The sequence below is a fragment of the Umezawaea beigongshangensis genome, assembly GCF_016464305.1.
GTDB lineage: Bacteria > Actinomycetota > Actinomycetes > Mycobacteriales > Pseudonocardiaceae > Umezawaea_A > Umezawaea_A beigongshangensis.
In genome coordinates this window covers 1-25,695 of sequence record NZ_JAEIOJ010000006.1, presented here as the reverse complement: position 1 = coordinate 25,695, position 25,695 = coordinate 1, and the positions used below count along the sequence as shown (strand labels likewise).

Here is a 25,695-nt window from a genome sequence, read left to right as displayed (position 1 = left end):
GGGGTCAGGCTCCTGGTGCCAGGCGGCGCACCAGGTCGAACTGGTCCGCGCCGGTGGGCAGCAGGGCGATGACGGGCGTGTCGACGCCGTTGCTCGCGTACCGCGCCACCCGCTCCCGGCACTGCTCGACGCTGCCGTGCACCACGAGGTCGTCCACGACCTCGTCGGGCACGGCGGCCGTCGCGGCCTTGCGGTCACCGGCGGCCCACGCCTCGTGCATCGGCCGCAGGGCGTCGCCGCGACCGAGCCAGTCGTGGAACGCGGCGTAGGCGGGAACGGTCAGGTAGCTGCTGATGAGCATCCGGCCGAGCGCCCTGGCGGCGTCGGCGTCCTCCGTGGGGCACACGAAGATCCGGGCGGCCAGTTCGGCGGCCGGCCCGAGTTCGGCGCGGACGCGCGGGACGTCGTCCGCCCCGAGCCAGTTGGTGATCGCGCCGTCGGCCTCCTGCGCGGCCAGTCGGAGCATCCCCGGCCGCAGGGCGGCCAGCAGGATCGGGACGCGCTGCGCCGGCGGGCGCTCCAGCTTGAAGCCCTTCACGGCGAACGTGTCGTAGGACTCGGTGACCTTCTCCCCCGCGAGCGCCGCCCGGAGGAAGCGCAGGGTGTCGCGCGTGCGCTTGAACGGCTCGGTGAACTCGGCGGAGTTCCAGCGGTTCACGATGACCGGCGACGAGGAGCCGATGCCGAGCACGAACCGCCCGCCGGTGACCTCGGCCGCGGTGGCCGCGCTCATCGCGAGCAGCGCGGGCCCGCGGGTGTAGACGGGGACGATGGCGGTGCCGGTGCGGATGTCCGGCGACCACTGGGCCGCCAGCGCGAGCGGTGTGAACGCGTCGGTGCCCGCGGTCTCGGCCGACCACACGTCGGTGCAGCCGAGTTCGGCGAGTTCGGCGACGAGCGCCCGGTGCTCCAGCACGGGCACTCCGGTCAGCGGCACGGTGATTCCCCAGCGGCCCACGAACACCCTCCAGAGTCGACTGGCGGCCACCCTACCCGAGGTACCGACCAGTCGGTATGCATGAGGAGACCCCGGTCTCCGCAGTGGTACGCGGAGACCGGGGTCTTGTCGTGCGAGGCGTCAGAGAGCGATCCCGCGGGCGGACAGCCAGCCCACCGGGTCGATCTTCTCCGAGCCGTTCAGCCACACCTCGAAGTGCAGGTGGGGCCCCGTGGACTGGCCGCGGTTGCCCATGGTGGCGATCTGCTGGCCGGCCTGCACCCGCTGGCCCTGCTGCACCGTGGTCTCGTTCACGTGACCGTAGATCGTGATGGTGCCGTCGTCGTGCTGCACGCGGACCCACAGGCCGAAGCCGCTGGCGGGACCCGCCTCGACCACGACGCCGTCCATGACGGACAGGATCGGCGTGCCGATGGAGTTCGCGATGTCGACGCCGTAGTGCGTGGTGCCCCAGCGAGCGCCGAAGCCGGAGGTGAAGCTGCCCTCTGCGGGCTTGACCGCCGTCGGACGCGCGACCTCGGCGACCGGCTGCGCGACGGCCGCCTGCTCCGTCGCGACGGCCGCTTCCGCGGTGGCCGCAGCCTCCCGCTCGACCTGCTGAGCGGCCTCCTGCGCCTCCCTCTGGACGGCCGCCTCGACGGCCGCCTTCTCCTCGGCGGCCTTCTGCCGGGCGGCGTAGCGGTCCTGAGCGATCTTGAGGGCCTGCGTGTAGTGCTGCTGCGCGTAGAGCTGCTCGGCGTGGACGAGACGCGCGGCCTCGAAGCCGGGGTGCACCACGTGCACGGTCTGCACGCCACCGTCGTTCACCGGGCCGCTGGAGACGGCTCGCACGGTGGCGGAGGACAGCGCGGCGGAGAGTTCCACACCGCCCGCGAGGGGAGTGCCGGAGCGGAAGTCCGTGGAGCCACCGGCAGAACCGGTGGCGGTGACGACCGCGCCCGCCGCCACGACAACTGCGGCGACCTTGCCTGTGAGAGGGTTCCTGCCAGCCTCGACTCGGTGCGCGCCACGTCGGCCGTGAGGCCTCGGGGATGACGTGAACACGCTCCGGCCGGGGGCACATCTGTGCCGAGCCAAGAGTGTGCCTTTCTGCATCGGGGGAGTCAGAACAGGTCTCCCGGCGGGGGATCCGGGTGGCGTCGCTTCGGGGGCAACACCGTGTCTCTTCAGTGACCTGTCCGTGACATGCAGGGCAAAACGTAACCTGGAGTGACCAGAAAAGGCAACAGCCACTTCTCAAACTGGGACTCTTCGTGAGATAACCCACTGATCGCTACGGAGCGTGTTCGAGTACGTGCGGGTCTCGTTGTTCACCGTTACCGAAGGCGGACAACACGCCGTCCGAGCAGATCGTCGATGAAGTAGACCAATCCTGTCGACTTGGTTCAGACCACCGCTCTCACCAGGGCGAATGCCGGAGTGCGGGGCCCCGAACGACGTCGACCCCGCCGACGGGAGTCGGCGGGGTCGACGGACGAGCGGGTCCAGCGGGTGACTACCTGTACCTCGGGTTCACCGGAGGCAACTGCGCGACCTCCTTGCCCTCGTGGAGCACCTTCATGGTGTTGAACCACGTCGGCGCGGCCGTCTGACCACCGAAGATGCCGTTCGCGTCGTTGTTGCCGCAGAGCCTCGGCGGGTTGCCACTGCAGATGACCTCGGGCGACGCGCCGTCGGTGTACGTCATCACGGCACCGGAGTACTGCGGCGTGGCGCCCATGAACGCCACCGACCAGTGGTTCTCCGTCGTGCCGGTCTTGCCCATCATCGGCCGGTTCCACCCCGCCGCGGTCGCGGCGGCGTGCGCGGTGCCGTTGGGCGCGGTGTCCCGGGACAGGGCGTTGACCATCGCGTCCGCGATCTCCGGCGACACGGCCTGCTCGCACGCCTCCTCCTGGAGCTGCACGGGCTGGCCGTTGCGGTCGAGCACCTGCTCCACGGGGGTCGGCGGGCACCAGGTGCCGCCGCTGGTCAGGGTGGCGGAGACGTTGGCCAGCTCCAGGATGCTGGTGGAGCCGGGGCCGAGGGTGAACGAGCCGCTGTTGTTCTGCTTGAACTGCTCGCCCTGCGAGAGCCCGTTGGACCCGTCCAGCGGGAAGCCCCCCTCGTTGACGCCGCCGAGGGTCTCCCGCAGGCCGAGCCGGTAGGCCATGTCGACGACGTTGTTCAGGCCCGCCTTCTCCTCCAGGATCACGAAGCCGGTGTTGGGGGACCTCGCCAGCGCGTCGGTCAGCGACATCTTGGCGGGGTACTCGCCGGAGTTCTTGACCGTGTACCCCTTGTTGCCGTTCTTGTAGACCGACGACGTGTGGGTGGCCGGAACGTCGATCTGCCGGTCGATGCCGGTGACGCCCTTCTCCAGGGCGGCGGCGGCGGTGAAGACCTTGTAGGTCGAGCCCGCGCCGAAGCGGGTCACCTCGGCCGGGATCGAGTAGGCGCTCTGCCCCGCCTCGGCGTTGTTGCCGAAGTCGCGGTTGGCGGCCAGCGCCCGCACGCGGTGCTTGTCGGTGCCGGGCTGCACGACGGAGATCGCGTTGGCGATGCCCTCCGCGGTCTTCGGCACCTGCTTCTCGGCGGCGTCCTTGGCGGCGTTGGTGGCGACGGGGTCCATCGTCGTCTTGATGGTGTAGCCGCCCTTGCGCAGCATGTCCACGGTCAGCCCGTGGCTGTCGAGGTAGTCGATCAAGTAGCGGCAGAAGAACCCGTAGCGCGGGCCGTCACCGGCGCCGACGCAGCCGTTGGGCAGCAGCTTGAGGTCGTCGACGACGCCCAGGGGCTCCGCCTTGAACTTCTCGGCCTCCTCCTTCGCCCGCTCCTGGTCGCTGCCGAAGGAACCGTTCTCCAGCATCTTGTCGATCACGATGTTGCGGCGCTTGATCGCGTCCTCGGGGGCCTGGCCGGGGTTCAGCGCGGTCGGCTGGTTCGCCACGGCGGCCAGCAGAGCGGCCTGCGGCACGGTCAGCTCGTCCGGGGTGGTGTTGAAGTACGCCTTGGACGCGGCGCCGATGCCGTAGGTCTGGTTGCCGAGCGGCACGATGTTGAGGTACCCGGTGAGGATCTCCTCCTTGCTCATCTGCTGCTCCAGCTGGAGCGCCACCCGCGCCTCGCGCAGCTTGCGGCCGATGGTCGCCTCGGTCGCCTTCTGCCATGCCTCCTCGCCGCCGTCGCCGACGACGAACGCCATGTAGTTCTTCACGTACTGCTGGGTGAGCGTCGAGGCGCCCTGGGAGGCCTCGCCGTCCACACCGGCCTTGGCGGCGGCACGCATCATGCCCTGCCAGTCCACGCCGTCGTGGTCGAAGAACCGCTTGTCCTCGATGGCGATGATCGCGGCCTTCATGGTGTCCGCGATGCCCTCGTACTCGACGGGGATGCGGTACTGGTCGTAGACGTAGGCGATCGGGTCGCCGTTCATGTCCTGGATCGTCGTCACCAGGGGCAGTTCGCCCTTGGCGAGCTCACCGGAGGTCTGGTCGACGGTGTCGGCGGCTCTGTTCGAGGCGAGCCCGACGCCGCCCACGACGGGGAACAGGACGGCGGCGAGGAGGACGCCCGCTGTCACGCACAACCCCAACAACTTCAACAATCCGGACGCGCGTGCGGCGAACACGAAGACCGCAACCCCTTCCCACTGGAACACGTATGGCAGAACACTGCTCACAGACAAGGTCGCGCGGGACCCCCGCCAGGTTGCCTCGAGGACCGAACCGGTTCGTGTGAGGTCGACCGCGCCCCCCGAAGCTACCCCGCGAGCGGTCGGGGCCCGGTGAGGGGTGCGTGTGATCCACGTCAGCTCCCGTCCGCGCGCCGGAGAGGATCAGCGCGGCAGCCGCAGCCCGATCGTCGCGCTGGCCCTGCGCACGTCCGCGGGGGCGTGCGCGGGCAGCAGGTCGTCCAGGAAGCCGTAGCCGCGCAGCTCCTCGTCCCCGCGCCGGCTGACCGTCCTCCACCAGGCGGCGATGTCGCCCCAGCCCGGCGCGGACAGCGATCCGCCGAAGTGCTGCACCGACAGCGCGGCACAGAGGTTGGCGAAGCGCACGCGGTGGGCGAGGGGCCACCCGGCCAGGGTGCCCACGACGAAGCCCGCGCCAAACACGTCCCCCGCACCGGTCGGGTCGAGGGCCGCCACGTTCAACCCCGGCACGTCGACGGACTCGCCCGTGGTGGCGTCGACGGCCACGGCTCCCCTGCCGCCCCTGGTGACGACCACCACGGGGACGTGCTCGGCGAGGACGGCCGCGGCGGCCTCCGGGGAGTCGGCGCGCGTGTAGCGCATGGCCTCCACGTGGTTGGGCAGGAACACGTCGTACCCGGAGAGCTGCTCCAGCAGGGAGGACGCCCACACCTCGGTGCGGTCCCAGCCGACGTCGGCGAACATCAGCGCGCCCTGCTCCTTGGCGGTGCGCACCCACGCCTCCTCCTCCGGCTGGACGTGCACGAAGCACGCCCGCGTGCGCGGCGGAGGCGCCAGCAGCTCGTCGGCCGACACGGGCGGGCGGTGGCCGTGGGTGACCATGCTGCGGTCGCGGTCCATCGCCATGGAGACCGTGACCGGCGAGTGCCAGCCGTAGAAGCGGCGGCAGCAGCTCAGGTCGACGCCCTCCTGGTCGGCGAGGACCTCCCAGCAGAAGTCGCCGTAGACGTCCTCGCTGAACGCGGCGGCGAGCGCGGTGCGCAGGTGCAGCCGGCTCAGCGCCACCGCGAGGTTGGCGATGCCGCCGGGACACGAGCCCAGCCCCTCCGCCCACACCTCGGTACCGGCGGCCGGCGGGCGGGGCAGGCCCGTGAAGACGATGTCGAGGAACACGGTTCCCGACAGCAGGACGTCGAACGCCGGCTGGTCGGGCCCCGGCCTGTCGGAGGCGGCGGTCATCCTCACACTCTGCCAGCAGGGGTCGGCCGCGTTCGAGCGATCACCTCTCCGCGGCGAGCATCTGCCTGATCCTCACCAGCGCCCGGTGCTGGGCGACCCGCACGGCGCCGGCCGTGGAACCGACGGCGGCGGCGGTCTCCTCGGCGGACAGCCCGACGGCGACGCGCAGCACGAGGATCTCCCGCTGCCGGTCGGGCAGCCGGTGCAGCAGGTGCACGACCTTGGAGATCAGCTCACCGTTGAGCGCGCGCTGCTCGGGACCGTCCTCGGTGCTGGGGGCGTCGGGCAGCTCCGGCACGACCTCGGCCCTGCTGCGCACCGCGCGGCGTCGCGCGTCGGCCACCTTGTGGGCGGCGATGCCGTAGACGAAGGCCAGGAACGAGCCCGGCTCGTAGTGGTAGCTGGACAGCGACGACACCACGGCCAGGCAGACCTCCTGGGCGATGTCCTCGGCGGAGACGAGGGTGCGCTCGCGGCTGCCGACCCTGCCCCGGCAGTAGCGCAGGACGAGCGGCTGGATGGTGCCGAGGAGCTCCCCGGCGGCTCGGCGGTCGCCCGAGAGCGCGAGTCCGACCAGGTCGGCGAGGTCCGCGCCGGCGATCCAGTTGGCGCTCGGCTTCGGGGGGTCCGCCCCCTGACCGGACTCCTCGTCGGCGTTCGCGCCCGACACCAGGCGGATGCGACGCACCCCGTGGCCGCTCGGCTCGACGTCGACGGCGTCCCGGTCGGCTCGCAGCGGTTGAACCATCCCGGCGACCTCCTCACGTGCGGTGTCCTGTGCCCGGCGGCACCGGCCCACTGAAGAGGAGACGCCAGCGGGCCAGCTGATACCGGTGTCTCAATAGCTGATCACGCAGTCCTCACGGTCGGGTGGTTCGGCACCCGATCGGGGGCCGATCACAGCCGTTCGGCGCAGTGGTCGTCGTACCGCGCCGAACGACCGGCCCCGCGTCCGTTCCGGCGCCCCCGGAGAGCGGCAGCGCGCCCACCGGTCCGCACCACGGCCTTCCGGTGCCCCGCTGCGGACGGCGCGATAGGTTCGCCGGGTGATCGAGCAGCTCAGCGTCCCGACCCCCGCCGGTTCCTTCGACGCCATCGCCTCGGGACCGCGCGACGGCCGGCCCGTGCTGCTGCTGCACGGCTTCCCGCAGGCGTCCGTGGCGTGGGAGGACCACGTCGCCCTGCTCGGGTCGACCGGTCACCGGGCGGTCGCGCCGGACCAGCGGGGGTACTCCCCCGGTGTGCGTCCCGAGCGGGTCGCGGAGTACGGGATCGACCAGCTCGTGGGCGACGTGGTCGCGATGGCCGACGCGCTGGGCTGGGACCGCTTCGACCTCGTCGGGCACGACTGGGGCGGCGCGGTGGCGTGGTGGACCGCCGACGCGCACCCGGAGCGGCTGCGGTCGCTGCTGGTGGTGTCCACGCCGCACCCCGCCGCGCTGTCCGAGGCGCTCAAGACCGACGAGGACCAGTTCCTGCGCTCGGGCTACCTGACGGAGTGGCGGCAGACCCGCGTCACCGAGCGCCGGATGCTGGAGAACGACGCGGAGGCGCTGCGCAGGCTGTTCGAGTGGAAGGTGCCGCCGAGCCGCGTCGACGAGTACGTGCGCCGGTTGTCCGAGCCGGGAGCGCTGACCGCGGCGCTGAACTGGTACCGCGCGGGCCGTCCCGGCGGGAAGATCGGCGCGATCGAGGTGCCCACCGCGTACGTGTGGAGCACGGAGGACGTCGCGTTCGGCTCCACGGCCGCTCTGGGCACGGAGAGGTGGGTGAGCGGGCCGTACCGGTTCGAGATGCTCCAGGACGTGTCGCACTGGGTGCTGGAGGAAGCGCCGGAGGCGCTGGCGACGGTGCTCCTCGAACACCTCTTCGCCCACTAGTGGACACCACCGCGGGCCTGCTGCTCGCCGCCGGAGCTGGGCGCCGGTTCGGCTCGCCCAAGGCGCTCGTGCGCCACCGCGGCGCGCTGTTCGTGGAGAGCGCCGCGCGCGTGCTCGCCGACGGCGGCTGCTCCCCCGTGCTCGTCGTCCTCGGTGCGGCGGCCGACCGGGTCCGCGCGGAGGCCGCGCTCGGCGACGCCGTGCCGGTGGACAACCCGGACTGGGCCAGCGGCATGGGCTCCTCGCTGCGCGCGGGTCTCGCGGCGCTAGCGGGCACCGGTGCCACCGCCGCGGTCGTGCTGGCCGTGGACACCCCCGGCGTCACGGCGGAGGCGGTCGGCCGCCTGGCCGCCCTCGCGACGCCGGACGCGCTGGCGCGGGCCACCTACGACGGAGTCCCCGGCCACCCGGTCCTCCTCGGACGCGCGCACTGGGCGGGGGCGGCGGCGCTGGCCGTCGGGGACGCGGGAGCGCGGGAGTACCTGCGCCGGCACGCCCCGCTGGACGTGCCCTGCGAGGACGTGGCGGACGGATCGGACGTGGACCGCCCCGAGGACCTGCCTCCCACATGATCAGATCCCGATGATCCAATCCGGGTGATCAGGTCGGGCGCAGCGTCCGCGCGCCGAGGACGATTCCCAGGCACAGCACGGGAAGCAGCGTCAGGGCGGCGGTCAGGGACGTGGCGTGGCTGAGGAACCCGATCAGCGGCGGGCCGAGGAGGAACCCGGTCCAGCCCGCCGTGGCGACACCCGCGATGGCCTGTCCCGCGTGGGACTCCGACCCGGCCGCGGCCGCGCTGAACGCGATCGGGACGATGCAGGCGATGCCGAGCCCGAACAGGCCGAACCCCGCGAGCGCGGGCCAGAACCCACCGGCCAGCAGCGCGGCGCCCAGCCCGAGCGCGCCGAGCGCGGCCAGCACCCCCACGACCGCTCCCGGCCCGAACCGCGCCACCCAGCGGTCGCCCAGCGCGCGGCCGACGAACATCGCACCGGCGAAGACCGCGTAGCCCAGTCCGGCGCTCCCCGCCGCGACGCCGACGGCGTCCCGCAGGTACACGGCCGCCCAGTCGCCGACCGCGCCCTCGCACAGCAGCCCGGCGAACGTGATCGCGCCGAGCAGCAGCACCCGGCGGTCGCGCCACGGCAGCGCCAACCGGTGCTCCTCGACGGCGTGGTCGCCGCCGAGCATCAGCCGCGACAGCGGCCACGCGACGAGCGCGACCACCACGCCGAGGACGACCATCTGGGCGGCCAGGCCCGCACCGGCGGCGACGGCCAGCGCGCCCAGCCCGACACCGACGAACCCGCCGAAGCTCCACCAGGCGTGGAAGCTCGACAGGATCGGCCTGCCGCACCGCTGTTCGACGGCGACGGCCTGCGCGTTCATCGCCACGTCGAGCGCGCCCTGGAAGGCGCCCCACAGCGCGAGCGCGCCGAACAGCGCCGGTCCGGAGGGGGCGAGGCCGAGCAGCGGTGAGCACGCGGCGTAGACGAGGAGGGTCGCGAGGACGACGCGCCTGCTGCCCAGCCGCGCCACCGCGCGACCGGCCACCAGCATCGCGCCGACCGATCCGACGGGCGCGCCGAGCAGCGCGAGGCCGAGCGTGCCGTCGTCGAGTCCCAGCGCGGCCTTGACCACGGGGACGTGCGGGGTCCACGAGGCGAAGACGGCGGCGTGGACGGCGAACACGACCGCGGTGACGACGCGGGCGGTGCGCACGGACGCGACGTCGGCGCGCGGGGCGGGAGCGGGCTCAGACAAGGCGCACCTCGACCCCGGCGTCGCGCAGCTGCGCCACCTCGGCCCCGGGTGCGTCCCCGTCGGTGACCAGGACGTCGATCCGGTCGACGGAGCACACCCGGCCGAAGGCGGTGCGGCCGAACTTGGAGCTGTCCACGGCGGCGACGACGCGCGCGGAGGCCGTGATGGCGGCCTGCTTCACCGCGCCCTCGGCGAGGTCGTGGGAGGACACGCCGTCGCGGACGCTCAGCCCGCAGCTCCCGAGGACCATCGTGTCGAAGCGCATCACCCGGAAGGCGTGCTCGGCGAGCGGGCCGACGAACGCCTGCTCGCCCGAGCGGACGTCCCCGCCGGGCAGGACGAGCCGCACGTGCTCGGCGGCGCGCAGCACGTCCGCGCCGAACAGCGACAGCGCGAGCACGGTCAACCGCCGGTCGACGACGTTGCGCGCGACCTCCAGGGTGGTGGTGCCGCTGTCCAGGACGACGGTCTCACCGTCGTCGATCAGCTCCGCCACGGCCGCGCCGATGCGCCGCTTGGCGTCGAGGCGCTGCCTGCTGCGCGCGGAGAAGGGCGTCTCCTCGCCGGTGAGCATCCCGACGGCCGCGCCGCGGACCCGGCGCAGCAGTCCCTCGCGCTCCAGCAGGTCGAGGTCGCGCCGCACGGTCATCTCGGAACAGCCGGTCAGCTCGGCGAGGGCTCCCACGCCGACCCGCTGCCCCCGGCGGAGGCTCTGCACGATCAGCTCGTGCCGTTTCGCAACATCCACCTGTTCATACGAACACAAGACCTGTTCGTTCAGCAATGCGCTCATCGGGGCCGATCCCCTTCCCCGGTCCGGGCGCATCGGGTATCACTGGCGATCACACGTGTCCACGACGAGAACGAGGAGGCCAGCTGCATGACGGCCGAAGCAGCGACCGGGTCCGACTACGGGAACGTGGTGCGGACGCACCTCACCAGGGTCGAGCAGCACAACGCCGCCGCGCTCGACGACGTCGCCGAGCTCGTGCTCGCCAGCGTCCAGGCGGACGGGCTCGTGCTGACCGCCGGTGCGGGTCACTCGCTCGCGGCCGTCGCGGAGACCTTCTACCGGGCGGGCGGACTGGCCTGCGTGCGGCCCGTCTACCACCCGGAACTGCTGCCGATGCACGGCGCGGTGAGCAGCACGTCAGCCGAGCGGCGGACCGGGCTCGCCGCGCAGGTGCTCGGCGAGGCGGGTCTGGCGGCGCACGACCTGCTGATCGTCTTCTCCACCTCCGGGGTGAACCCCTACCCGGTCGAGCTGGCGATCGAGGCCGCGAACGCGGGGTGCCCGGTGGTGGCGGTGACGTCGGTGGCGGCCAGCGCGAGCGCCCCCCGCCGCGCGGGCACCACCCTGGCGGAGAACGCGACCGTGGTGCTGGACAACCTGGTGCCGCCGGGGGACTCGACCTACCCGGTCGGGGCGCCGGTGACGGCGGCGGTGTCCACCCTGGCCACGACGTTCCTGTGGAACCTGGTCATGGTGCGGCTGCTGGACAAGGCGAGCGGGGCCGGCGTGCAACTGCCCCTGTGGCGCAGCGCGAACGTGGAGGGAGGCGACGCGGCGAACGCCGAACTGCTGCGCCGCTACCAGACGCGGGTGCCCCAGCTCGGCTGAGCACGGGACGCACGGCGGTCGCGAGTCGCGGTTCTCGCGACCGCCGTGCGGAGCGGTCAGGGCTTGAGCAGGATCTTCACCGCGCCGTCGCGCTTCTTCTGGAACGTCTCGTACGCCTCCGGCGCCTGCGCCAGCGGCACGTGGTGGGTGGCGAACCCGTCCACGCCCAGCGGGTCGGCGTCGGTCAGCAGCGGCAGGATGTCGTTCACCCAGCGCCACACGTTGGCCTGGCCCATGCGCAGCTGGATCTGCTTGTCGAACATGGTCAGCATCGGCATCGGGTCCGCCGCGCCGCCGTACACGCCCGACAGCGAGATCGTCCCGCCCCGGCGCACGATCTCGATCGCCGAGTACAGCGCGCTCAGCCGGTCCACTCCCGCGCGCTTGATCATTCCGGCCGCGAGCGCGTCGGGCAGCAGCCCGGCCGCGTGCTGGGCGAACTTCCCGCCGGGCGAGCCGTGCGCCTCCATGCCGACCGCGTCGACCACCGAGTCGGGTCCCCGGCCGTCGGTCATGTCCTTGATCACGTCGACCAGGTCGTCACCGTGCTCGCGCAGGTCGAGCACGTCCACACCGTTGGCGCGCGCGCGTTCCAGCCGCTCGGGCACCAGGTCGACGCCGATGACCCGCTGCGCGCCCTGGTGCTTCGCGATGCGGGTGCACATGTCGCCGATCGGTCCCAGTCCGAGCACGGCGATGCTGCCGCCGGGCGGGACCGCGGCGTACTGCACGGCCTGCCACGCGGTCGGCAGGACGTCGGAGAGGTAGACGAACCGGTCGTCCGGCGGGCCGTCCGGCACCTTGATCGGCAGCGTGTTGCCGAAGGGCACCCGCAGGTACTCGGCCTGGCCGCCGGGGACCTGGCCGTAGAGCTTGGTGTAGCCGAACAGGGCCGCTCCGGTGCCCTGCTCGCGGACCTGCGTGGTCTCGCACTGGGAGTGCAGTCCGTCGCTGCACGTGTGGCACGTGCCGCAGGAGACGTTGAACGGGATCACCACGCGGTCGCCGGGCTTCAACTGCGTGACGCCCGGTCCCACCTCCTGCACCACGCCCATCGGCTCGTGCCCCAGGATGTCGCCCTGGTCCAGGAACGGCCCGAGCACCTCGTACAGGTGCAGGTCGGAACCGCAGATCCCGCTGGAGGTGATGCGAACGATCACGTCCGTGGGGTCCTTGATCACCGGGTCGGGGACGTCGTCCACCCGAACGTCGCGCTTGCCGTGCCAGGTCAACGCCTTCATGCACACCTCCGCCGTCGGTTCTGCTCGTTCCAGCGGTACCCGCTCAGCGCGTCGCTACGCTTCGAACGGCACGGCTCATCACCGGGCCGTGCTCTCGCGGGGGACGAGATCGGCGTGCGGAGCAGAGCGAGACGCGGGGTGCTGGTCGGCGGAGGGCTCGCCGCCACGGCGCTGATCGGCCCGGGGGCCGCGGTCGTGCGGGGTGAGGGCCCTGCGCTCCGGGACGGGCGAGGCGAGCGGCTCGCGGTCGCCGCGCTGCCCGCGACCGCCGCGCGCTTCGGCATCGCGAACGCCGGGTCGTCGGCACCGGCGGTGCCGACGACGGCGACGTTCCTCTCCGGGGTCAGCTGACCGGGCTCACCGGCGTCAGCGGCGGGGTCGGCTGGACGGAGACGGCGGGCCGCTCGTCGAACTGGGTGTGGTACAGCTCGGCGTAGCGGCCCTGCGCCGCCATCAGCTCGGCGTGCGTGCCGCGCTCCACCACCTCGCCGTGCTCGACGACGAGGATCGCGTCGGCGGCGCGGATCGTGGACAGGCGGTGCGCGATGACCAGGGCGGTGCGTCCGCGCAGCGCCTCGGTCAGCGCCGCCTGCACGGCCGCCTCGGACTCGGAGTCCAGGTGCGCGGTCGCCTCGTCGAGGATGACCACGCGGGGCCGCGCGAGCAGCAGGCGCGCGATGGTCAGCCGCTGGCGCTCGCCGCCGGAGAGCCGGTAGCCCCGCTCCCCCACGACCGTGTCCAGGCCGTCGGGCAGGGACTCGATCAGCTCCCGCAGCCGGGCGCGGGTGAGCGCGTCCCACACCTCGTCGTCGGTGGCCTCCGGGCGGCCGTAGACGAGGTTCGCCCGGATCGTGTCGTGGAACAGGTGGCCGTCCTGCGTCACCACGCCGACCGCGCCGCGCACGTCGTCGAAGCCGAGTTCGCGAACGTCCACACCGGACAGCCGGATGGCACCGGAGTCGACGTCGTACAGGCGCGGCACGAGCGAGGCGATCGTCGACTTGCCCGCGCCGGAGGAGCCGACGAGCGCGACGAGCTGGCCGGGTTCGGCGCGGAAGCTGATGCCGTGCAGCACCTCCTCGCCGCCGCGGGTGTCGAGCGTCGCGACGGACTCCAGCGACGCCAGGGACACCTTGTCCGCCGCCGGGTAGGCGAAGCGCACGTCGGAGAACTCCACCGACACCGGCCCCTCGGGCACGCGGCGCGGCCGTTCGACCTCGGTGATCGTGGGCGGGAGGTCGAGCACCTCGAAGACCCGCTCGAAGGACACCAGCGCCGTCATGACGTCGACCCGCGCGTTGGCGAGCGCGGTCAGCGGCGCGTACAGGCGGGTCAGCAGCAGCGCGAGGGACACGACCGTGCCCGCGGCGAGGTGACCGGTGATCGCGAGGTAGCCGCCGAGGCCGTAGACGAGCGCTTGGGCGAGCGCGGACACCAGCGTGAGGCCGGTCATGAACCAGCGGGTCGCCATGGCGTTGCGGATGCCGATGTCGCGCACGCGCAGCGCGCGGTCGCCGAACTCCTCGGCCTCGGCGCGCGGGCGGCCGAACAGCTTCACCAGCGTCGCGCCCGGCGCGGAGAACCTCTCGGTCATCGTCGTGGTCATGGCGGCGTTGAGGCCGGACGCCTCGCGCTGGAGGTCGGCCATGCGGTTGCCCATGCGGCGGGCCGGCAGCACGAACACCGGCAGCAGCAGCAGCGCCAGTGCCGTGACCTGCCAGGACAGGGTGAACATCACGCCGAGCGAGAGCACGAGCTGGATGACGTTGGCCACGACGCCGGAGAGCGTGGACGTGAACGCCCGCTGCGCGCCGATCACGTCGTTGTTGAGGCGGCTGACGAGCGCGCCGGTGCGGGTGCGGGTGAAGAACGCGACGGGCATCTTCTGCACGTGCTCGAACACCGCGCGCCGCAGGTCGTAGATCAGGCCCTCGCCGATGCGGGAGGACTGCCACCGCTCGACCAGCCCGAGCGCGGCGTCCACGATCGCGATGAGCGCGATGACCACCGCCAGCCACACGACGACCGAGGCGGCCTTCCCGCTCACGATGGCGTCGACCACCCGGCCGGCGAGCACCGGAGTGCTCACCGCCAGGACCGACGACACGACCGTCAGCAGCAGGAACACCACGAGCTTCCTGCGGTGCGGCTCCGCGAACCGCAACACCCTGCGGAACGTGCCGGCCCGCACCCCCTTCGGGGCGTCGGCGGTCTGCATCGCCCCGCGCATCAGCATCCAAGCACCGTCCACGCCCACCCCAACGCCCAAACCCCGCAAGACCTTCCCACCCCACGAGTTGAGCGTTCGAGCACCGCGAGTGGAGCGTTCGAGCACCACGAGTGGAGCACCGGCGACGAGGCCGATCCGGACGACACGCGCGAACGCTCACCTCAGCGTGCTCGAACGCTCAACTCGTGGTGCCTGAACGCTCAACTCGGGGCTGTTGTCAGGACTTGGCGGACAGCTCGGCCAGGCGACGGACCTGGGCGGCGCGCTCGGTGGCGAGCTGCTCGGTCTCGCCCGCGCCGTCGGCCGCGGCGGCGAGGATCGCCAGGGTCTCGCGGACGGCGCCGGGCACCGGGGCCAGGACGCGCTCGACCAGGGCGTCGACCGCCGCGTCGAGCTCGTCGGGCGCGACGACGGCGTTGGCCAGGCCCATGCCCAGTGCCTCGTCGGCGGGCACCCGGCGGGCCGTGACGCACAGGTCGACGGCGCGCGAGTAGCCCACGAGACGCACCAGCGGCAGCGTGCCCCCGAGGTCGGGCACGAGGCCGAGCGAGGTCTCGGCCATGCACAGCTGGGCGTCCTGCGCGAGAACACGCAGGTCGCACGCCAGCGCGAGCTGGAACCCGGCACCGATGGCGTGCCCCTGAACGGCCGCGATCGTGAGTCGGCTCGGGTCGCGCAGCCAGCGGAACCCCTCCTGGTACTCCGCGATCCGCGCGTCCACGACGTGCGCCGCGTCGCGCGCGATCTCCAGCAGGCCGGGCTCGCCGTCCACCGGCTGCCCGGTGAACATCCGCCGGTCCAGTCCGGCGGAGAACGCCCTGCCAGAACCCCGGACGACCACGACGCGGACGTCCGGGTCCAGCTCCTGACCGATCGCGCGCAACGCCTGCCAGGTGGCGGGTGTCTGCGCGTTCAGCACGTCGGGCCGATCGAGGGTGATCGTCGCGCGCGGTCCGTCCACGACGAGCCGCACTCCTCCGCGGTCGAGCAGCGCGGTGTCGACGTCCGGTGCCGGCACGGCACACCTCCGGGAGCTGGCGGATGCCACTGCGATCAGCGGCACGCTTCAGTTACCGGAGAGTAGCTCACTTCTTCTTCGTGCGGGTGGCACCACCGCGACCGCGGAGTTGCACACCGGATTCGGACAGAACCCGGTGCACGAAGCCGTAAGAACGACCCGTGGATTCGGCCAACGCCCGGATGCTCGCGCCCTTTTCGTACTTCTTCTTCAGGTCAGCGGCCAGCTTGTCCCGTGTCGCGCCGGTGATCCGCGCGCCCTTCTTCAGGTCAGCCACCATGTCCCGCCTTCCGTCCGAGCAGGTCGGGCCGTTGCGGCCCCTGTCGTCGCAATGATCGAACAGGAACGACCGGAACGCCAGGTGATCAAGCAAAGAGATCGATGAACGGTCGATTTGACCACGCTCAGTGGATCATTAATCGCGGACCGTAGCGCGCACCTGCTTCCCTGGCCACGCCACGAGGAATCAGGCCAGTTGCACGAGTTCCAGGTAGTCCGGCGACCAGTGGTCCTCGGTGCCGTCGGGCAGCAGGATCACCCGCTCGGGTTCGAGCGCCTCGACCGCGCCGGGGTCGTGGGTGACCAGGACGACGGCGCCCTGGTAGCGGCGCAGCGCGTCGAGCACCTGCTCGCGGCTGGCCGGGTCCAGGTTGTTGGTGGGCTCGTCGAGCAGCAGCACGTTCGCCGCGCTGGAGACCAGACCGGCCAGCGCCAGCCGGGTCTTCTCACCGCCGGACAGGGTGCCGGCGGGCTGGTCCAGCTGCTCACCGCTGAACAGGAACGTGCCGAGCAGGGACCGCAGCTGCTGCTCCTGCGTGTCCGGGGCGGCGTGCCGGATGTTCTGCCACACGCTCGCCTCGTGGTCGAGCGTCTCGTGCTCCTGCGCGAAGTAGCCGAGCTTCAGGCCGTGACCGGGGACGACGGACCCGCTGTCCGCCTTCTCCATGCTGCCCAGCAGCCGCAGCAGAGTCGTCTTGCCCGCGCCGTTGAGGCCGAGCACGACCACCCGCGAGCCGCGGTCGATCGCCAGGTCCACGCCGGTGAAGATCTCCAGCGACCCGTAGGACTTGCTCAGCCCCTCGGCGGTCAGCGGCGTCTTGCCGCACGCGGCGGGCTCCGGGAAGCGGATCTTCGCGACCTTGTCGGCCTGCCGCGTCTCGTCCAGGCCCGCGAGCAGCTTCTCCGCGCGCTTGGCCATGTTCTGCGCCGCGACCGCCTTGGTGGCCTTCGCGCGCATCTTGTCGGCCTGCGCCATGAGGGCACCGGCCTTCTTCTCGGCGTTCGCGCGCTCGCGGCGACGACGCTTCTCGTCGGCGGCGCGCGCGTCGAGGTACTTCTTCCAGCCCATGTTGTAGATGTCGACCTCGCCGCGCGTGGCGTCGAGGAACCACACCTTGTTCACGACGTCGTCGAGCAGTTCGACGTCGTGGCTGATCACCACGAGCCCGCCCTCGTGCGAGCGCAGGAAGCCGCGCAGCCACGCGATCGAGTCGGCGTCGAGGTGGTTGGTCGGCTCGTCGATCAGCAGGATCGTGCTGGACTTGCCGCCCGCGCCGGCCTCGGAGGCGGCGAACAGGATGCGGGCCAGCTCGACGCGGCGGCGCTGACCACCGGACAGCGTGCGCAGCGGCTGCGCCAGGATGCGGTCGGCCAGGCCGAGGTTGGAGCAGATCCGCGCGGCCTCGCTCTCGGCGGCGTACCCGCCGAGCGAGGAGAAGCGCTCCTCCAGGCGGCCGTAGCGGCGCACGGCGGTGTCCAGCTCGTCGGCGTCGACGAGTTCGGCCATCGCCGTCTGCGTCTTCTCCATGTCGCGCACGATCGCGTCGAGCCCGCGGGCCGAGAGCACGCGGTCCTTGGCGATGACGGACAGGTCTCCCTCGCGCGGGTCCTGCGGGAGGTAGCCGAGCTCGCCGGTGCGGCGGACGTCACCGCCGTAGGGCTGGCCCTCACCGGCCAGCACGCGCAGCGAGGTGGTCTTCCCGGCGCCGTTGCGGCCGACCAGGCCGATGCGGTCGCCCGCCTGGACGCGCAGGGTGGCACCGGACAGCAGGATGCGCGAACCCGCGCGCAACTCCAGATCGGTTGCGGTGATCACGAGATGACTCCGTAGACGAGGTTGTGGTCGTGGACGCGGCGCGCGACCGGTCGCAGGGCGACGGGCGCGGGGCACGACTCACTCCAGGAGCACGATCACTCCCCCAGTCTACGGGAGAGGGGCGAACGGATTTCCCCGCACTGGATACCGACCGGTCGGGATGCTTTGATGCGGGCATGACCCAGGACTTCACCGGCCGGTCGGCGCTGATCACCGGAGCCAGCCGCGGCATCGGCTACGGCATCGCCCGCGAACTGCTCACCCGCGGCGCGTCCGTCACCATCACCTCCCGCAAGCCCGAGTCCGTGACCGCGGCTGCCGAGCAGCTCGCCGCGGACACCGGCGTCGACCGGGCGCGGGTGCTGGCCGTGCCCGGCAACGCCGGGGACGGCGCCGCGCGCGAGGAGGCGGTGCGCCGCACCGTCGAGGAGTTCGGCAGCCTCGACGTGCTGATCAACAACACCGGCATCAACCCGGTGTTCGGCTTCCTGCCCGACGCCGACCTCGACGCCGTGCGCAAGATCTTCGACGTCAACGTGGTCGGGACGCTGGGCTTCGTCCAGCTCGCCTGGAAGGCGTGGATGGCCGAGCACGGCGGCGCGATCGTCAACATCGCCTCGATCGCCGGTCTGCGCTCCAGCGGCGTGATCGGGGTCTACGGGGCCAGCAAGGCCGCGCTGATCCGGCTCACCGAGGAGCTGGCGTGGCAGCTGGGCCCGAAGGTCAGGGTCAACGCCGTCGCTCCCGCCGTGGTCAAGACGAAGTTCGCCGAGGCCCTCTACACCGGGCGCGAGGAGGAGGCGGCGAGCCAGTACCCGATGAAGCGCCTGGGCACGCCGGAGGACGTGGCGGCGCTGGTGGCGTTCCTGGCCTCCGACGCGGCGGCGTGGATCACCGGCGAGACCGTCCGGGTCGACGGCGGCCTCCTGGCCACCGGCACCGCCGGGTAGGTCGCGCCCGGCACGTGGAGCACGACCTCAGGTCTCGCGGACGACGATCTCCACGGCTCGCGCCCGCAGCGCCGCCTCGTCCAGCACCGCCCTGCGCGGTTCGGCGACGTCCAGCACCCGCTGCGACGCCCTGGCGAACACGGGCGCGAGCCTGCGGTCCTCGCGCAGCACGTCCAGCGCCTGACGGTCACCGCCGAGGACCACCTCGTCCAGCTCCCGCACCCGCGGCAGCAGCACCCGGACGGCGTCGGCGGCCGCGGCCTGGAGCGCCACCCTGGCCTGCCCCTCCCGGCGGCGCGCGAAGCGCTGCTGGGACCAGCCCCCGGCCTTGTTGCGGCCGTGCACCTGCCTGCTGTCGGTGGTCGACACCTCGACCACCCCGTCCGCGGCGACGCCGATGCTGTGCCCGCCGAGGCGCACCAGCAGCAGGCCGATGCGCCGCGGCGCCAGCGCGCGCTGCACGAGCGCGTCCACGGCGAGCCCGTCGGCACGGGCGTCGGGCAGGTCGGTCACCGTCGTGGCGGTCGCGCCGTCGCAACCTGTGACGACGAGCACACCACCGGTCGTCACCGTGTCGCGGACACCGCCGTGACGCTCCGTGAACCGGCCGAACCACCCGGCCAGCCGTTCCGGCTCCACCTCCACGGCCCGTCCCCCGCCGGAGACGGCCCGCACGCGACTCACGGACCCACCTGCGAGTTCGCCGGTCCGCACGACGCCCGTGCGCGCTGCACCACTTCCCCTGCGGCGGTCATCCGAACACAGTAGGACCCCCGCGTCGTCACGGCGAGTGCGTCCCTCGTCTCGTTGCGCGTTGTTACCGGCCGGTTCAGAGTGGATGAAGGGACACCGCCCATCACTTGACAGATTCGTGAAGCACGATTGAACTCTTGACCCGAACGGGTTAACCAGTGACTCCACCCGGCCTGTCCAGATCTCCACAACGGCCGGTATGGTCACTGGGGCGTGATCCAATGACAGCGGGGAGTCACCATGACGAACGCTGCCGGTCGACCGAACTTGTCCGTCGAAGAAGTCGATTCAACGGGCCACGGCAGCCTCACCCAGCTCCTGACCACCGGGCCCTTCCCGGAGGCCCTGCGAGCGGCGATCAAGGCAAGTCGGCTCAGCCTCGACCGGATCCAGCACCGGTTGGCGCTGCGTGGAGTCACGATCAGCGTCGCGACGCTGAGCTACTGGCAGTCCGGCCGCCGACGCCCGGAACGCCCCGAGTCGCTGGAGGCGCTGCGCCACCTGGAGACCGTGCTCGGCGTGCCCCAGTCGGGACTGTCCGCGCTGCTCGGTCCTCCCCGGCCGCGAGGCAGGCGCTGCCGTCCGACGACGATGATGCCGATCGACGCGCTGTGGGCGCGGCGCGAGCGCGTCGCCGGTCTGCTCGCGCAGATCGACACCACCTCCGACGTCAAACTGGGCCGCATCAGCCAGCACGACCGCGTCGAGATCGCCGCCAACGGCGGTCAGCGCTCGGTGTGGGTGCGGCAGATCCTGCGCGCCGAGCAGGACGGGCCCGACCGGTGGGCGCTGGTCTTCGAGAACGAGGACGCCGACCACCTGCCGGACCTGGGCAACCTGCGCAACTGCCACCCCGGCCGCGTCGTGCGCGACGACGAGGCCAACATCATGGTGGCGGAGATGATGTTCGACCGCCCGCTGACGCGCGGTGAGACCGTCATCATGGAGTACCAGCTGATCCACCGGGGCCCGAACCACATGCCCGGCAGCAACTCCTTCGCCCGCAAGTTCCGGCTGCCGGTGCGGGAGTACGTGATCGAGGTGCGCTTCGACGAGTCGAACCTGCCCGCCCGCTGCCAGCAGTTCAGCGTGCCCGCCGGCGACGACGCGCCGTCCCGCCGCAGGAACCTGGCCCTGGACGGTGCGCACGGCGTGCACGCCGTGGCGCTGGGCTTCGGCCCCGGCGTGTTCGGCGTCCGCTGGGAGTGGCCCGAGTAGGACCCGGTCGCACGGAGACCGACGAGGAGCCCGCCGGGACCGAGAAGGTCCCGGCGGGCTCCTCCCGTGCGTGACCGCGTCAGGCGGCGTAGCCCGTGGTGTGCAGCGACACCGAGCGGACGAAGCCCGCGTCACCGGTGGCGACGTCCACCGCCGAGAACGTCCAGTCGCCGTCGACCGGCTCGCTCAGCAGCGTGCTCAGCGGCGCCCCCGTGGGCCGGAACGAGCCGGTGAACGGCGCGTTCGCCCCGGTGACCGACGAGAACGACGCGCTGGCGGAGTCGGTGAACACCGTCTGGCACATGTTCTTGCCGCTGCCGCCGTTGCGCTGGAACAGCACGACGCTGGCGCCCGACGGCGAGGTGAGCTTGCCCACCAGGTCGCCGACGTAGCTGTGCGCGAGCCCGACCGTCGTGGAACCCGCCGTGCTGCTGCACCGGGTGCCGTCGATCGACAGCGCCAGGCTCGACGCCTGGCCGACACCGCTGACCGGGATGGTGACGGTCGCGCCCAGCGAGCTGTTGTCCGGGATCGGCACCGGCGCACCCGCGTAGGCGAAGCTCGTCACCTCGGTGGACGGCCGCCCCACCACCAGCGAGAACCGCGTGCTCGTCGGCGACAGCGACCCGGCGAACGTCAGCCGCGCGTCGATCCGCACGGGCAGGCCGAGCGCCGCCGCGGCCGGAACGGCGATCTTGAACGTGTTCACCGCGGTCTGACCCACGTCGATCGTGCCGTAGGACTTGGCGCGCGGCGCGATCGTCACGCCAGGAGCCGGCGTGCTGAGCACGAGGCTCGTGGACGTGGACGCCCCGTCACCGGTGTTGGTCACCGGCACGGTCAGCGTCGCCGTGGTGCCGGGCTTGAGGTACGGGCTGCCGTCGGAGTCGTTGCGCAGCGTCGGCGCACCGGCCTTCGGCAGCGGCTGCGGGCTGGCGCCCGTGTGGGACAGCACCCGGTCGGCCAGCACGACACCCGCGCCGGAGCGGTTGTCGACGCCGGGGGCGACGACGTCCACGGCGGTCGAGGTGAGCGCCTCGCGCACCTCGGCCGGGCTCAGTCCGGGATTGCCGGACAGGATCAGCCCGGCGATGGCGGCGGCGTTCGGCGCGGCGGCCGACGTGCCGTAGAACGGGTTGAAGCCGGGCACGCTGGTCTGCACGCCGTCGGCTGCGGTGATGTCGGGCTTCTGCCTGACCTCCTCGCGCGGGCTGCCGTCGGGCGCGAAGAACGTGCGTCGCGGACCGTCGGAGCTGAACCTCTCCAGCTCCGTGGCCGCGCTGAACGTGCCGGGGTACGGGCCGACCGGGTTGGCCGGGTCACCGGGCTCCAGCGAGCGCGGGAACGCCGTGGCGGCCGGTGCCGCGGCGACGCTGATCGCGCCGTTGGCCGCCGAGTGACCGCGGGTCACGCCGGGCGTGACGAACTTCCCGAGCCCGTCGGCGGTGTCGGTGAAGCGACCCCGGTAGGTCGTCAGGTCGAGGTACCGGCCCTCACCGCGGAACTTCACGATCGAGATCCGCTGGCCGCCAGCGGTGGTGGTGAGCCGCTCGTACGGGTCCTGCGTGCCGTTCTGGACGCCCTGGCTGAACGCGACCACGTTGCCGGCCGAATCCGTGGCGTACAGGTCGTAGTCGTTGGTCGACCGGCCCAGCGGATCGGCCCAGAACAGCGTCACCGGCGCGGCGGACGCGCTCGCCGTCAGCGGGTTGACCGCCTGCACGCGCGCCGGGTCGGGGTCGAAGTCGTGGGCCGTGCCCGCGAACTTGCCCAGGGCCGCGCCGGAGTCCGACCACTGGCCCTCCCAGTGCGCGGCGGTGCCGTCGACCACGTTGCCCTGGTTGCCCGCCGAGGAGAAGTACACCGCGCCGTCGGCGGCGACCGCGTCCACGGAGCGGGCGATGGGACCGTCCTGGAACGGGGACTCGTTGTAGTACAGGACGTCGTCGACGATCACGTCGCACCCGAGGCTGAAGCGCAGCGCGCGGATGTTGTCCGCGAAGCTCGCGTCACCGTTGAACGCGGTGGCGAAACCCAGCTCCGCGTTGGGGGCGAGGTCGTGCAGGATCTCCAGCATCGCCGTGCCCTCGTCGCCCTCGCCCTCCTGCCCGGCCAGCACGTCGACGGCGGGCAGCTCACCGGAGGCCTGCGACACCGCGAGCGAGTCGACGCCGTCGGACAGCGCGCACAGCTTCACGCCCGTGCCGGTCACGCGGAACTGCTGGCGCGCGGTGTCGGCGGCGTGCGCGCGGTCGCTCTCCGCGGTCCGCACCGCCTGCGCCACGACGTCCCGCGCCTGCCGCGTCCGTGCCTCGACCTCGCGGTCGGTGTCCTCCTTGGACGGTGCGCGCTCCGCCGTGCCGTTCTGCGCGGGCACGTGCTGGGTCTGGGCGTCGGACGCGGCCTCGACGCGCTTCACGTCGCTCTGCGCGGCCAGCGTCGTGAGCGCCGACAGCGGAACCTGCGCGCGCACGGTGACGCCCTCGGCGGACACCGAGCGGACGGCGCCCTTCGCCCTCGTGATCGCGGCGAGCAGACCGTCGGTGACCTCGTGCGCGCGCACGTCGACCAGCACGGTGTCCTGGTCGAGCACCTTCACACCGGTGGTGACCGCCGGCAGCGTCGACCGGGCCCGCCGGTCGGAGCGCAAGCGGCGCTCCACGACCAGCGAGGCGTCCACCTTCGCCTCGGCGCCGGACGTCGAGGTCTTGATCCGCTGGAGCGCCGCGATCTGCGCCGCGGTGCGGTCGCTGACCCCCTCGTTCGCCCCGGGCGGATCGGCGGCCGCGGGTGCGGTGGCACCGAGCAGTGCCACGAGGATCGCCGCCCCGGCAGCGGTCAGAGATCTGGAACGAGCTCTTCGGACTGGTGAGCGCACAGGCGTCTCCCCCGTATCGGCGTGCCCCGACTCACGCGACCAGCGGCTGGATGTCTCCGGCCGCCGCGTCAACGTATGGTCACCGGTCGAGCACCGTCAGCAGCCTTTCGGCCCAGTTCCCAGACTCCGGACGCCATCACAGTTCACAGAACTCCCCGCGCCGGAGGGGCCCGCGAGAACACCCGTCCCCACGAGCCGCTCCGGTCCCGCCGGACCGGCTCACGCCGTGCCGTTCGCTCGCGCACCGCCACCGCTTCGTCCCGTGTGGACGGTCGACGGGGCGCGGTCGCTCGGCGTCGTCGCGGTGATCGTCTCGACCGCCGGTTCCACGACGCCCCGCACGGCCGGGCGCACGGCCGGACCGGTCACCGCACCGGGCGGAACCAGGGCTCGGATCGTGGCCCCGGCGGCGGAGACGGGGCGGACGGCGCAGCGCGCGGAGGTTCTCCCAGCACCGTCCGCGCGCACCCGCTCCCCCCCGCTCGGTCAGAGCACGAAGGCGTCCGTCCAGAGCTGTCCCGTGCGGCCGGAGAGCGCGTCGAGCAGCGCGGCGGCCTGGTTGTCGGTCAGGGACGAGACGAAGTCGACCACCGCACGTCCCCGCGCGAGCCCGCGCACCGCGTCCGGGCCGGTCGGCACCTCCCCCGTCGCACCCACGAGCACCTCCGGGTCGGTCCTGGCGAGCCCGCCGTACTCCGACTCGGCCAGCTCCACGAGGTCGTGCAGCCGACGGGGCAGCCGATCGGCCTCGTGCCGGTCGGTGACCCACTGTTCGAGCGCCTCGACCAGCGCGCTGAGCAACCTGGCCTGACCGCGCTGGTGCAGGGCGAGATCGGGACGCAGCAGCACGAAGCGGCGGTGCACGAACTTCAGCACCTGCACCTCGTGCCACTGCCGGGTCGCCAGCAGCACGTGCCCGGAGCGCGTCGTCGGCTCCTCCGTCACCCCCACCGCGTCCACCAGCCGCCTGGTCCAGCGGGAGGTGAACCAGGCGACGGTCTGCTCCGCCTCCACCGACCCGTCGAACGGCACGGCGAGCAGCCCGTCCACGAGGTCCGCCCCGACCTTCGCCACGGCCGCGGCGAACGCGTCGTCGTCCACCGCCCAGGAGTCCTTCGCGTGCAGGCGACGCCGCAACAGCTCCAGCGACCGGCCCGGCTTGCGCTGCTGCGCCAGCAGGTCCGCCTCCGACGTCCCGGCCAGCTCCGTCGCCTGCCGCTGCCAGGTGCCCAGCTCGGCGGCCACGGCAGCGTGCTGGAGCACGCCGACGCGGTGGAAGTCCTCCAGGTCGTGGATCGCGTAGGCGATGTCGTCGGCCGTGTCCATCACCGACGCCTCGACGGTCTGCTGCCACGACTCGACCCGCCCGGTGAAGGGCGCGCGGGCGTGCAGGACGTCGTCCAGCTCGGTGACGTAGGCGGAGAACTTCGCCGACCCCGTGCCGGGAGCGTCGATGGGCTCCGCCGCGCCGCGCGGCGGGACGGACAGCGTCCGCGGGTGCGGGTCCGGGGTGGACAGCCGGGTCCACGGGTACTTCAGCATCGCGGCCCGCACCGCGACCGTCAGGTCCAGACCGAGCGACGCGGGACCGCGCACGTCGGTGGTCGTGACGATCCGGTAGGACTGCGCGTTGCCCTCGAAGCCGTCGACGAGCCCGAAGCGGTGCCGGGCGATGCGGTCGAGGACCTGCTCGCCCAGGTGCCCGAACGGCGGGTGCCCGAGGTCGTGGGCGAGCGACGCCGCCTCCACGACGTCCGGCTCCAGCCCACCGAGCTTCTCCAGCAGACCGGCGAGTTCGGCACGGGCGCAGAGCCGCTCGGCGATGGCACGCGCCGCCTGGGCCACCTTCAAGCTGTGCGTGAGCCGGTTGTGCACGAGCAGACCGGAACCGGTGGAGCTGACGACCTGGGTGACGCCGGCGAGGCGGGAGAAGAACGGCGAGCTGGCGACCCGGTCGCGGTCGACCCGGAACGGGCTGGACGCCAGGTCTGCGGACACCGGGGTGTCACCGACTCCACCGGAACGACGGGCTGCACGTGGATCAGCGGACTCGTGGTGCATGGGAGGCACGGTAGTTCATAGAACGCAAAAAAGCCCTCTGGGGGACTCCACGAATGGAGTCCCCCAGAGGGAATGATTGTCCGGCGGTGACCTACTCTCCCACACCCTCACGAGTGCAGTACCATCGGCGCAGGAGGGCTTAACTTCCGGGT

Annotated in this window: 21 protein-coding genes and 1 rRNA gene; 6 read left to right on the top strand and 16 right to left on the bottom strand. The window is 72.4% G+C overall.

The annotated features are described in order from the left end of the window. Positions 1–4 precede the first annotated feature (4 nt). From IMZ35_RS16240 to shbA, 5 genes are all read right to left on the bottom strand, one after another. The gene (locus IMZ35_RS16240) at positions 5–958 is read right to left on the bottom strand and encodes an LLM class F420-dependent oxidoreductase (protein ID WP_199441935.1); all 954 of its coding nucleotides are present in this window, start codon (positions 956–958) and stop codon (positions 5–7) included. Between the two features lie 120 nt (positions 959–1,078). Beyond that, positions 1,079–1,906: a M23 family metallopeptidase gene (locus tag IMZ35_RS16235; protein WP_307868231.1), complete on the bottom strand. Its 828-nt coding sequence runs from the start codon at positions 1,904–1,906 to the stop codon at positions 1,079–1,081. 547 nt (positions 1,907–2,453) lie between these two features. Next, positions 2,454–4,520 (bottom strand): transglycosylase domain-containing protein, encoded by a 2,067-nt coding sequence (locus tag IMZ35_RS16230; protein WP_307868230.1) that lies wholly within the window; start codon positions 4,518–4,520, stop codon positions 2,454–2,456. A 255-nt stretch (positions 4,521–4,775) separates the two neighbouring features. Further along, positions 4,776–5,831 (bottom strand): carbohydrate kinase family protein, encoded by a 1,056-nt coding sequence (locus IMZ35_RS16225; protein WP_199441933.1) that lies wholly within the window; start codon positions 5,829–5,831, stop codon positions 4,776–4,778. A gap of 40 nt (positions 5,832–5,871) precedes the next feature. Then, entirely contained in the window at positions 5,872–6,579 is a 708-nt protein-coding gene (gene shbA, locus IMZ35_RS16220) for an RNA polymerase sigma factor ShbA (RefSeq protein WP_199441932.1), read from the bottom strand. 298 nt (positions 6,580–6,877) lie between these two features. Between shbA and IMZ35_RS16215 the strand changes: the two genes are divergently transcribed. Beyond that, positions 6,878–7,711 (top strand): alpha/beta fold hydrolase, encoded by an 834-nt coding sequence (locus IMZ35_RS16215; RefSeq protein WP_199441931.1) that lies wholly within the window; start codon positions 6,878–6,880, stop codon positions 7,709–7,711. Continuing rightward, the gene (locus IMZ35_RS16210; protein WP_307868227.1) at positions 7,711–8,283 is read left to right on the top strand and encodes a nucleotidyltransferase family protein; all 573 of its coding nucleotides are present in this window, start codon (positions 7,711–7,713) and stop codon (positions 8,281–8,283) included. The genes IMZ35_RS16215 and IMZ35_RS16210 overlap by 1 nt, the downstream gene beginning before the upstream one ends. A gap of 28 nt (positions 8,284–8,311) precedes the next feature. On the opposite strand, the gene IMZ35_RS16205 is transcribed toward IMZ35_RS16210, so the two are convergent. Then, positions 8,312–9,478: an MFS transporter gene (locus tag IMZ35_RS16205; protein ID WP_229372269.1), complete on the bottom strand. Its 1,167-nt coding sequence runs from the start codon at positions 9,476–9,478 to the stop codon at positions 8,312–8,314. Further along, on the bottom strand, positions 9,471–10,226 hold the full coding sequence (locus tag IMZ35_RS16200; RefSeq protein WP_307868226.1) for a DeoR/GlpR family DNA-binding transcription regulator: 756 nt from the start codon (positions 10,224–10,226) through the stop codon (positions 9,471–9,473). Before IMZ35_RS16200 ends, IMZ35_RS16205 begins: the two co-directional genes overlap by 8 nt. A gap of 132 nt (positions 10,227–10,358) precedes the next feature. On the opposite strand from IMZ35_RS16200, the gene IMZ35_RS16195 reads away from it, so the two are divergent. Next, complete coding sequence (locus IMZ35_RS16195) at positions 10,359–11,099, top strand: SIS domain-containing protein (RefSeq protein WP_199441929.1); 741 nt, start codon at positions 10,359–10,361, stop codon at positions 11,097–11,099. Between the two features lie 56 nt (positions 11,100–11,155). On the opposite strand, the gene IMZ35_RS16190 is transcribed toward IMZ35_RS16195, so the two are convergent. Beyond that, positions 11,156–12,340 carry a zinc-dependent alcohol dehydrogenase gene (locus IMZ35_RS16190; RefSeq protein WP_199441928.1) on the bottom strand — a complete coding sequence of 395 codons (1,185 nt, stop codon included), beginning with the start codon at positions 12,338–12,340 and terminating at the stop codon, positions 11,156–11,158. Positions 12,341–12,454: 114 nt separating this feature from the next. Here IMZ35_RS16190 and IMZ35_RS16185 point away from each other — a divergent pair, with 114 nt between their 5' ends. Further along, positions 12,455–12,691 (top strand): hypothetical protein, encoded by a 237-nt coding sequence (locus tag IMZ35_RS16185; RefSeq protein WP_199441927.1) that lies wholly within the window; start codon positions 12,455–12,457, stop codon positions 12,689–12,691. Here IMZ35_RS16185 and IMZ35_RS16180 read toward each other — a convergent pair. The 4 genes from IMZ35_RS16180 to IMZ35_RS16165 all read right to left on the bottom strand — a co-directional run bounded on the left by IMZ35_RS16180 (position 12,684) and on the right by IMZ35_RS16165 (position 17,683). Next, a complete protein-coding gene (locus IMZ35_RS16180) occupies positions 12,684–14,591 on the bottom strand; it encodes an ABC transporter ATP-binding protein (RefSeq protein ID WP_199441926.1) in 1,908 nt (635 codons plus the stop codon). The two genes, IMZ35_RS16185 and IMZ35_RS16180, sit on opposite strands and share 8 nt — an antisense overlap. Positions 14,592–14,787: 196 nt before the next feature. Then, positions 14,788–15,588 carry an enoyl-CoA hydratase/isomerase family protein gene (locus tag IMZ35_RS16175; protein ID WP_199441925.1) on the bottom strand — a complete coding sequence of 267 codons (801 nt, stop codon included), beginning with the start codon at positions 15,586–15,588 and terminating at the stop codon, positions 14,788–14,790. 67 nt (positions 15,589–15,655) lie between these two features. After that, positions 15,656–15,865, bottom strand: coding sequence for a helix-turn-helix domain-containing protein (locus tag IMZ35_RS16170; RefSeq protein WP_015103570.1), 210 nt, complete (start codon positions 15,863–15,865; stop codon positions 15,656–15,658). A 189-nt stretch (positions 15,866–16,054) separates the two neighbouring features. Further along, complete coding sequence (locus IMZ35_RS16165) at positions 16,055–17,683, bottom strand: ABC-F family ATP-binding cassette domain-containing protein (protein ID WP_199441924.1); 1,629 nt, start codon at positions 17,681–17,683, stop codon at positions 16,055–16,057. Between the two features lie 176 nt (positions 17,684–17,859). Between IMZ35_RS16165 and IMZ35_RS16160 the strand changes: the two genes are divergently transcribed. After that, positions 17,860–18,633: an SDR family oxidoreductase gene (locus tag IMZ35_RS16160; protein ID WP_199441923.1), complete on the top strand. Its 774-nt coding sequence runs from the start codon at positions 17,860–17,862 to the stop codon at positions 18,631–18,633. Between the two features lie 27 nt (positions 18,634–18,660). Here the strand turns inward: IMZ35_RS16160 and IMZ35_RS16155 are convergent, their stop codons facing one another. Then, on the bottom strand, positions 18,661–19,317 hold the full coding sequence (locus IMZ35_RS16155) for an acVLRF1 family peptidyl-tRNA hydrolase (protein WP_199441922.1): 657 nt from the start codon (positions 19,315–19,317) through the stop codon (positions 18,661–18,663). Between the two features lie 309 nt (positions 19,318–19,626). Between IMZ35_RS16155 and IMZ35_RS16150 the strand changes: the two genes are divergently transcribed. Continuing rightward, positions 19,627–20,604, top strand: a complete 978-nt coding sequence (locus tag IMZ35_RS16150; protein WP_199441921.1) for a helix-turn-helix domain-containing protein — start codon at positions 19,627–19,629, stop codon at positions 20,602–20,604. 79 nt (positions 20,605–20,683) lie between these two features. Here IMZ35_RS16150 and IMZ35_RS16145 read toward each other — a convergent pair whose 3' ends face one another. The 3 genes from IMZ35_RS16145 to rrf all read right to left on the bottom strand — a co-directional run. Next, positions 20,684–23,419, bottom strand: a complete 2,736-nt coding sequence (locus IMZ35_RS16145; protein ID WP_498063211.1) for a S8 family serine peptidase — start codon at positions 23,417–23,419, stop codon at positions 20,684–20,686. A gap of 549 nt (positions 23,420–23,968) precedes the next feature. Next, positions 23,969–25,543, bottom strand: a complete 1,575-nt coding sequence (locus tag IMZ35_RS16140) for a deoxyguanosinetriphosphate triphosphohydrolase family protein (RefSeq protein WP_199441920.1) — start codon at positions 25,541–25,543, stop codon at positions 23,969–23,971. A 78-nt stretch (positions 25,544–25,621) separates the two neighbouring features. Next, a 5S ribosomal RNA gene (gene rrf / locus IMZ35_RS32265) occupies positions 25,622–25,695 on the bottom strand; the annotation flags it as partial.

Bases quoted from the DNA above. Each gene is read 5' to 3' on its own strand.
- IMZ35_RS16225 (WP_199441933.1), bottom strand. From the start codon at position 5,831: ATGACCGCCGCCTCCGACAGGCCGGGGCCCGACCAGCCGGCGTTCGAC.
- shbA (WP_199441932.1), bottom strand. From the start codon at position 6,579: ATGGTTCAACCGCTGCGAGCCGACCGGGACGCCGTCGACGTCGAGCCG.
- IMZ35_RS16195 (WP_199441929.1), top strand. From the start codon at position 10,359: ATGACGGCCGAAGCAGCGACCGGGTCCGACTACGGGAACGTGGTGCGG.
- IMZ35_RS16190 (WP_199441928.1), bottom strand. From the start codon at position 12,340: ATGAAGGCGTTGACCTGGCACGGCAAGCGCGACGTTCGGGTGGACGAC.
- IMZ35_RS16160 (WP_199441923.1), top strand. From the start codon at position 17,860: ATGACCCAGGACTTCACCGGCCGGTCGGCGCTGATCACCGGAGCCAGC.
- IMZ35_RS16150 (WP_199441921.1), top strand. From the start codon at position 19,627: ATGACGAACGCTGCCGGTCGACCGAACTTGTCCGTCGAAGAAGTCGAT.
- IMZ35_RS16140 (WP_199441920.1), bottom strand. From the start codon at position 25,543: ATGCACCACGAGTCCGCTGATCCACGTGCAGCCCGTCGTTCCGGTGGA.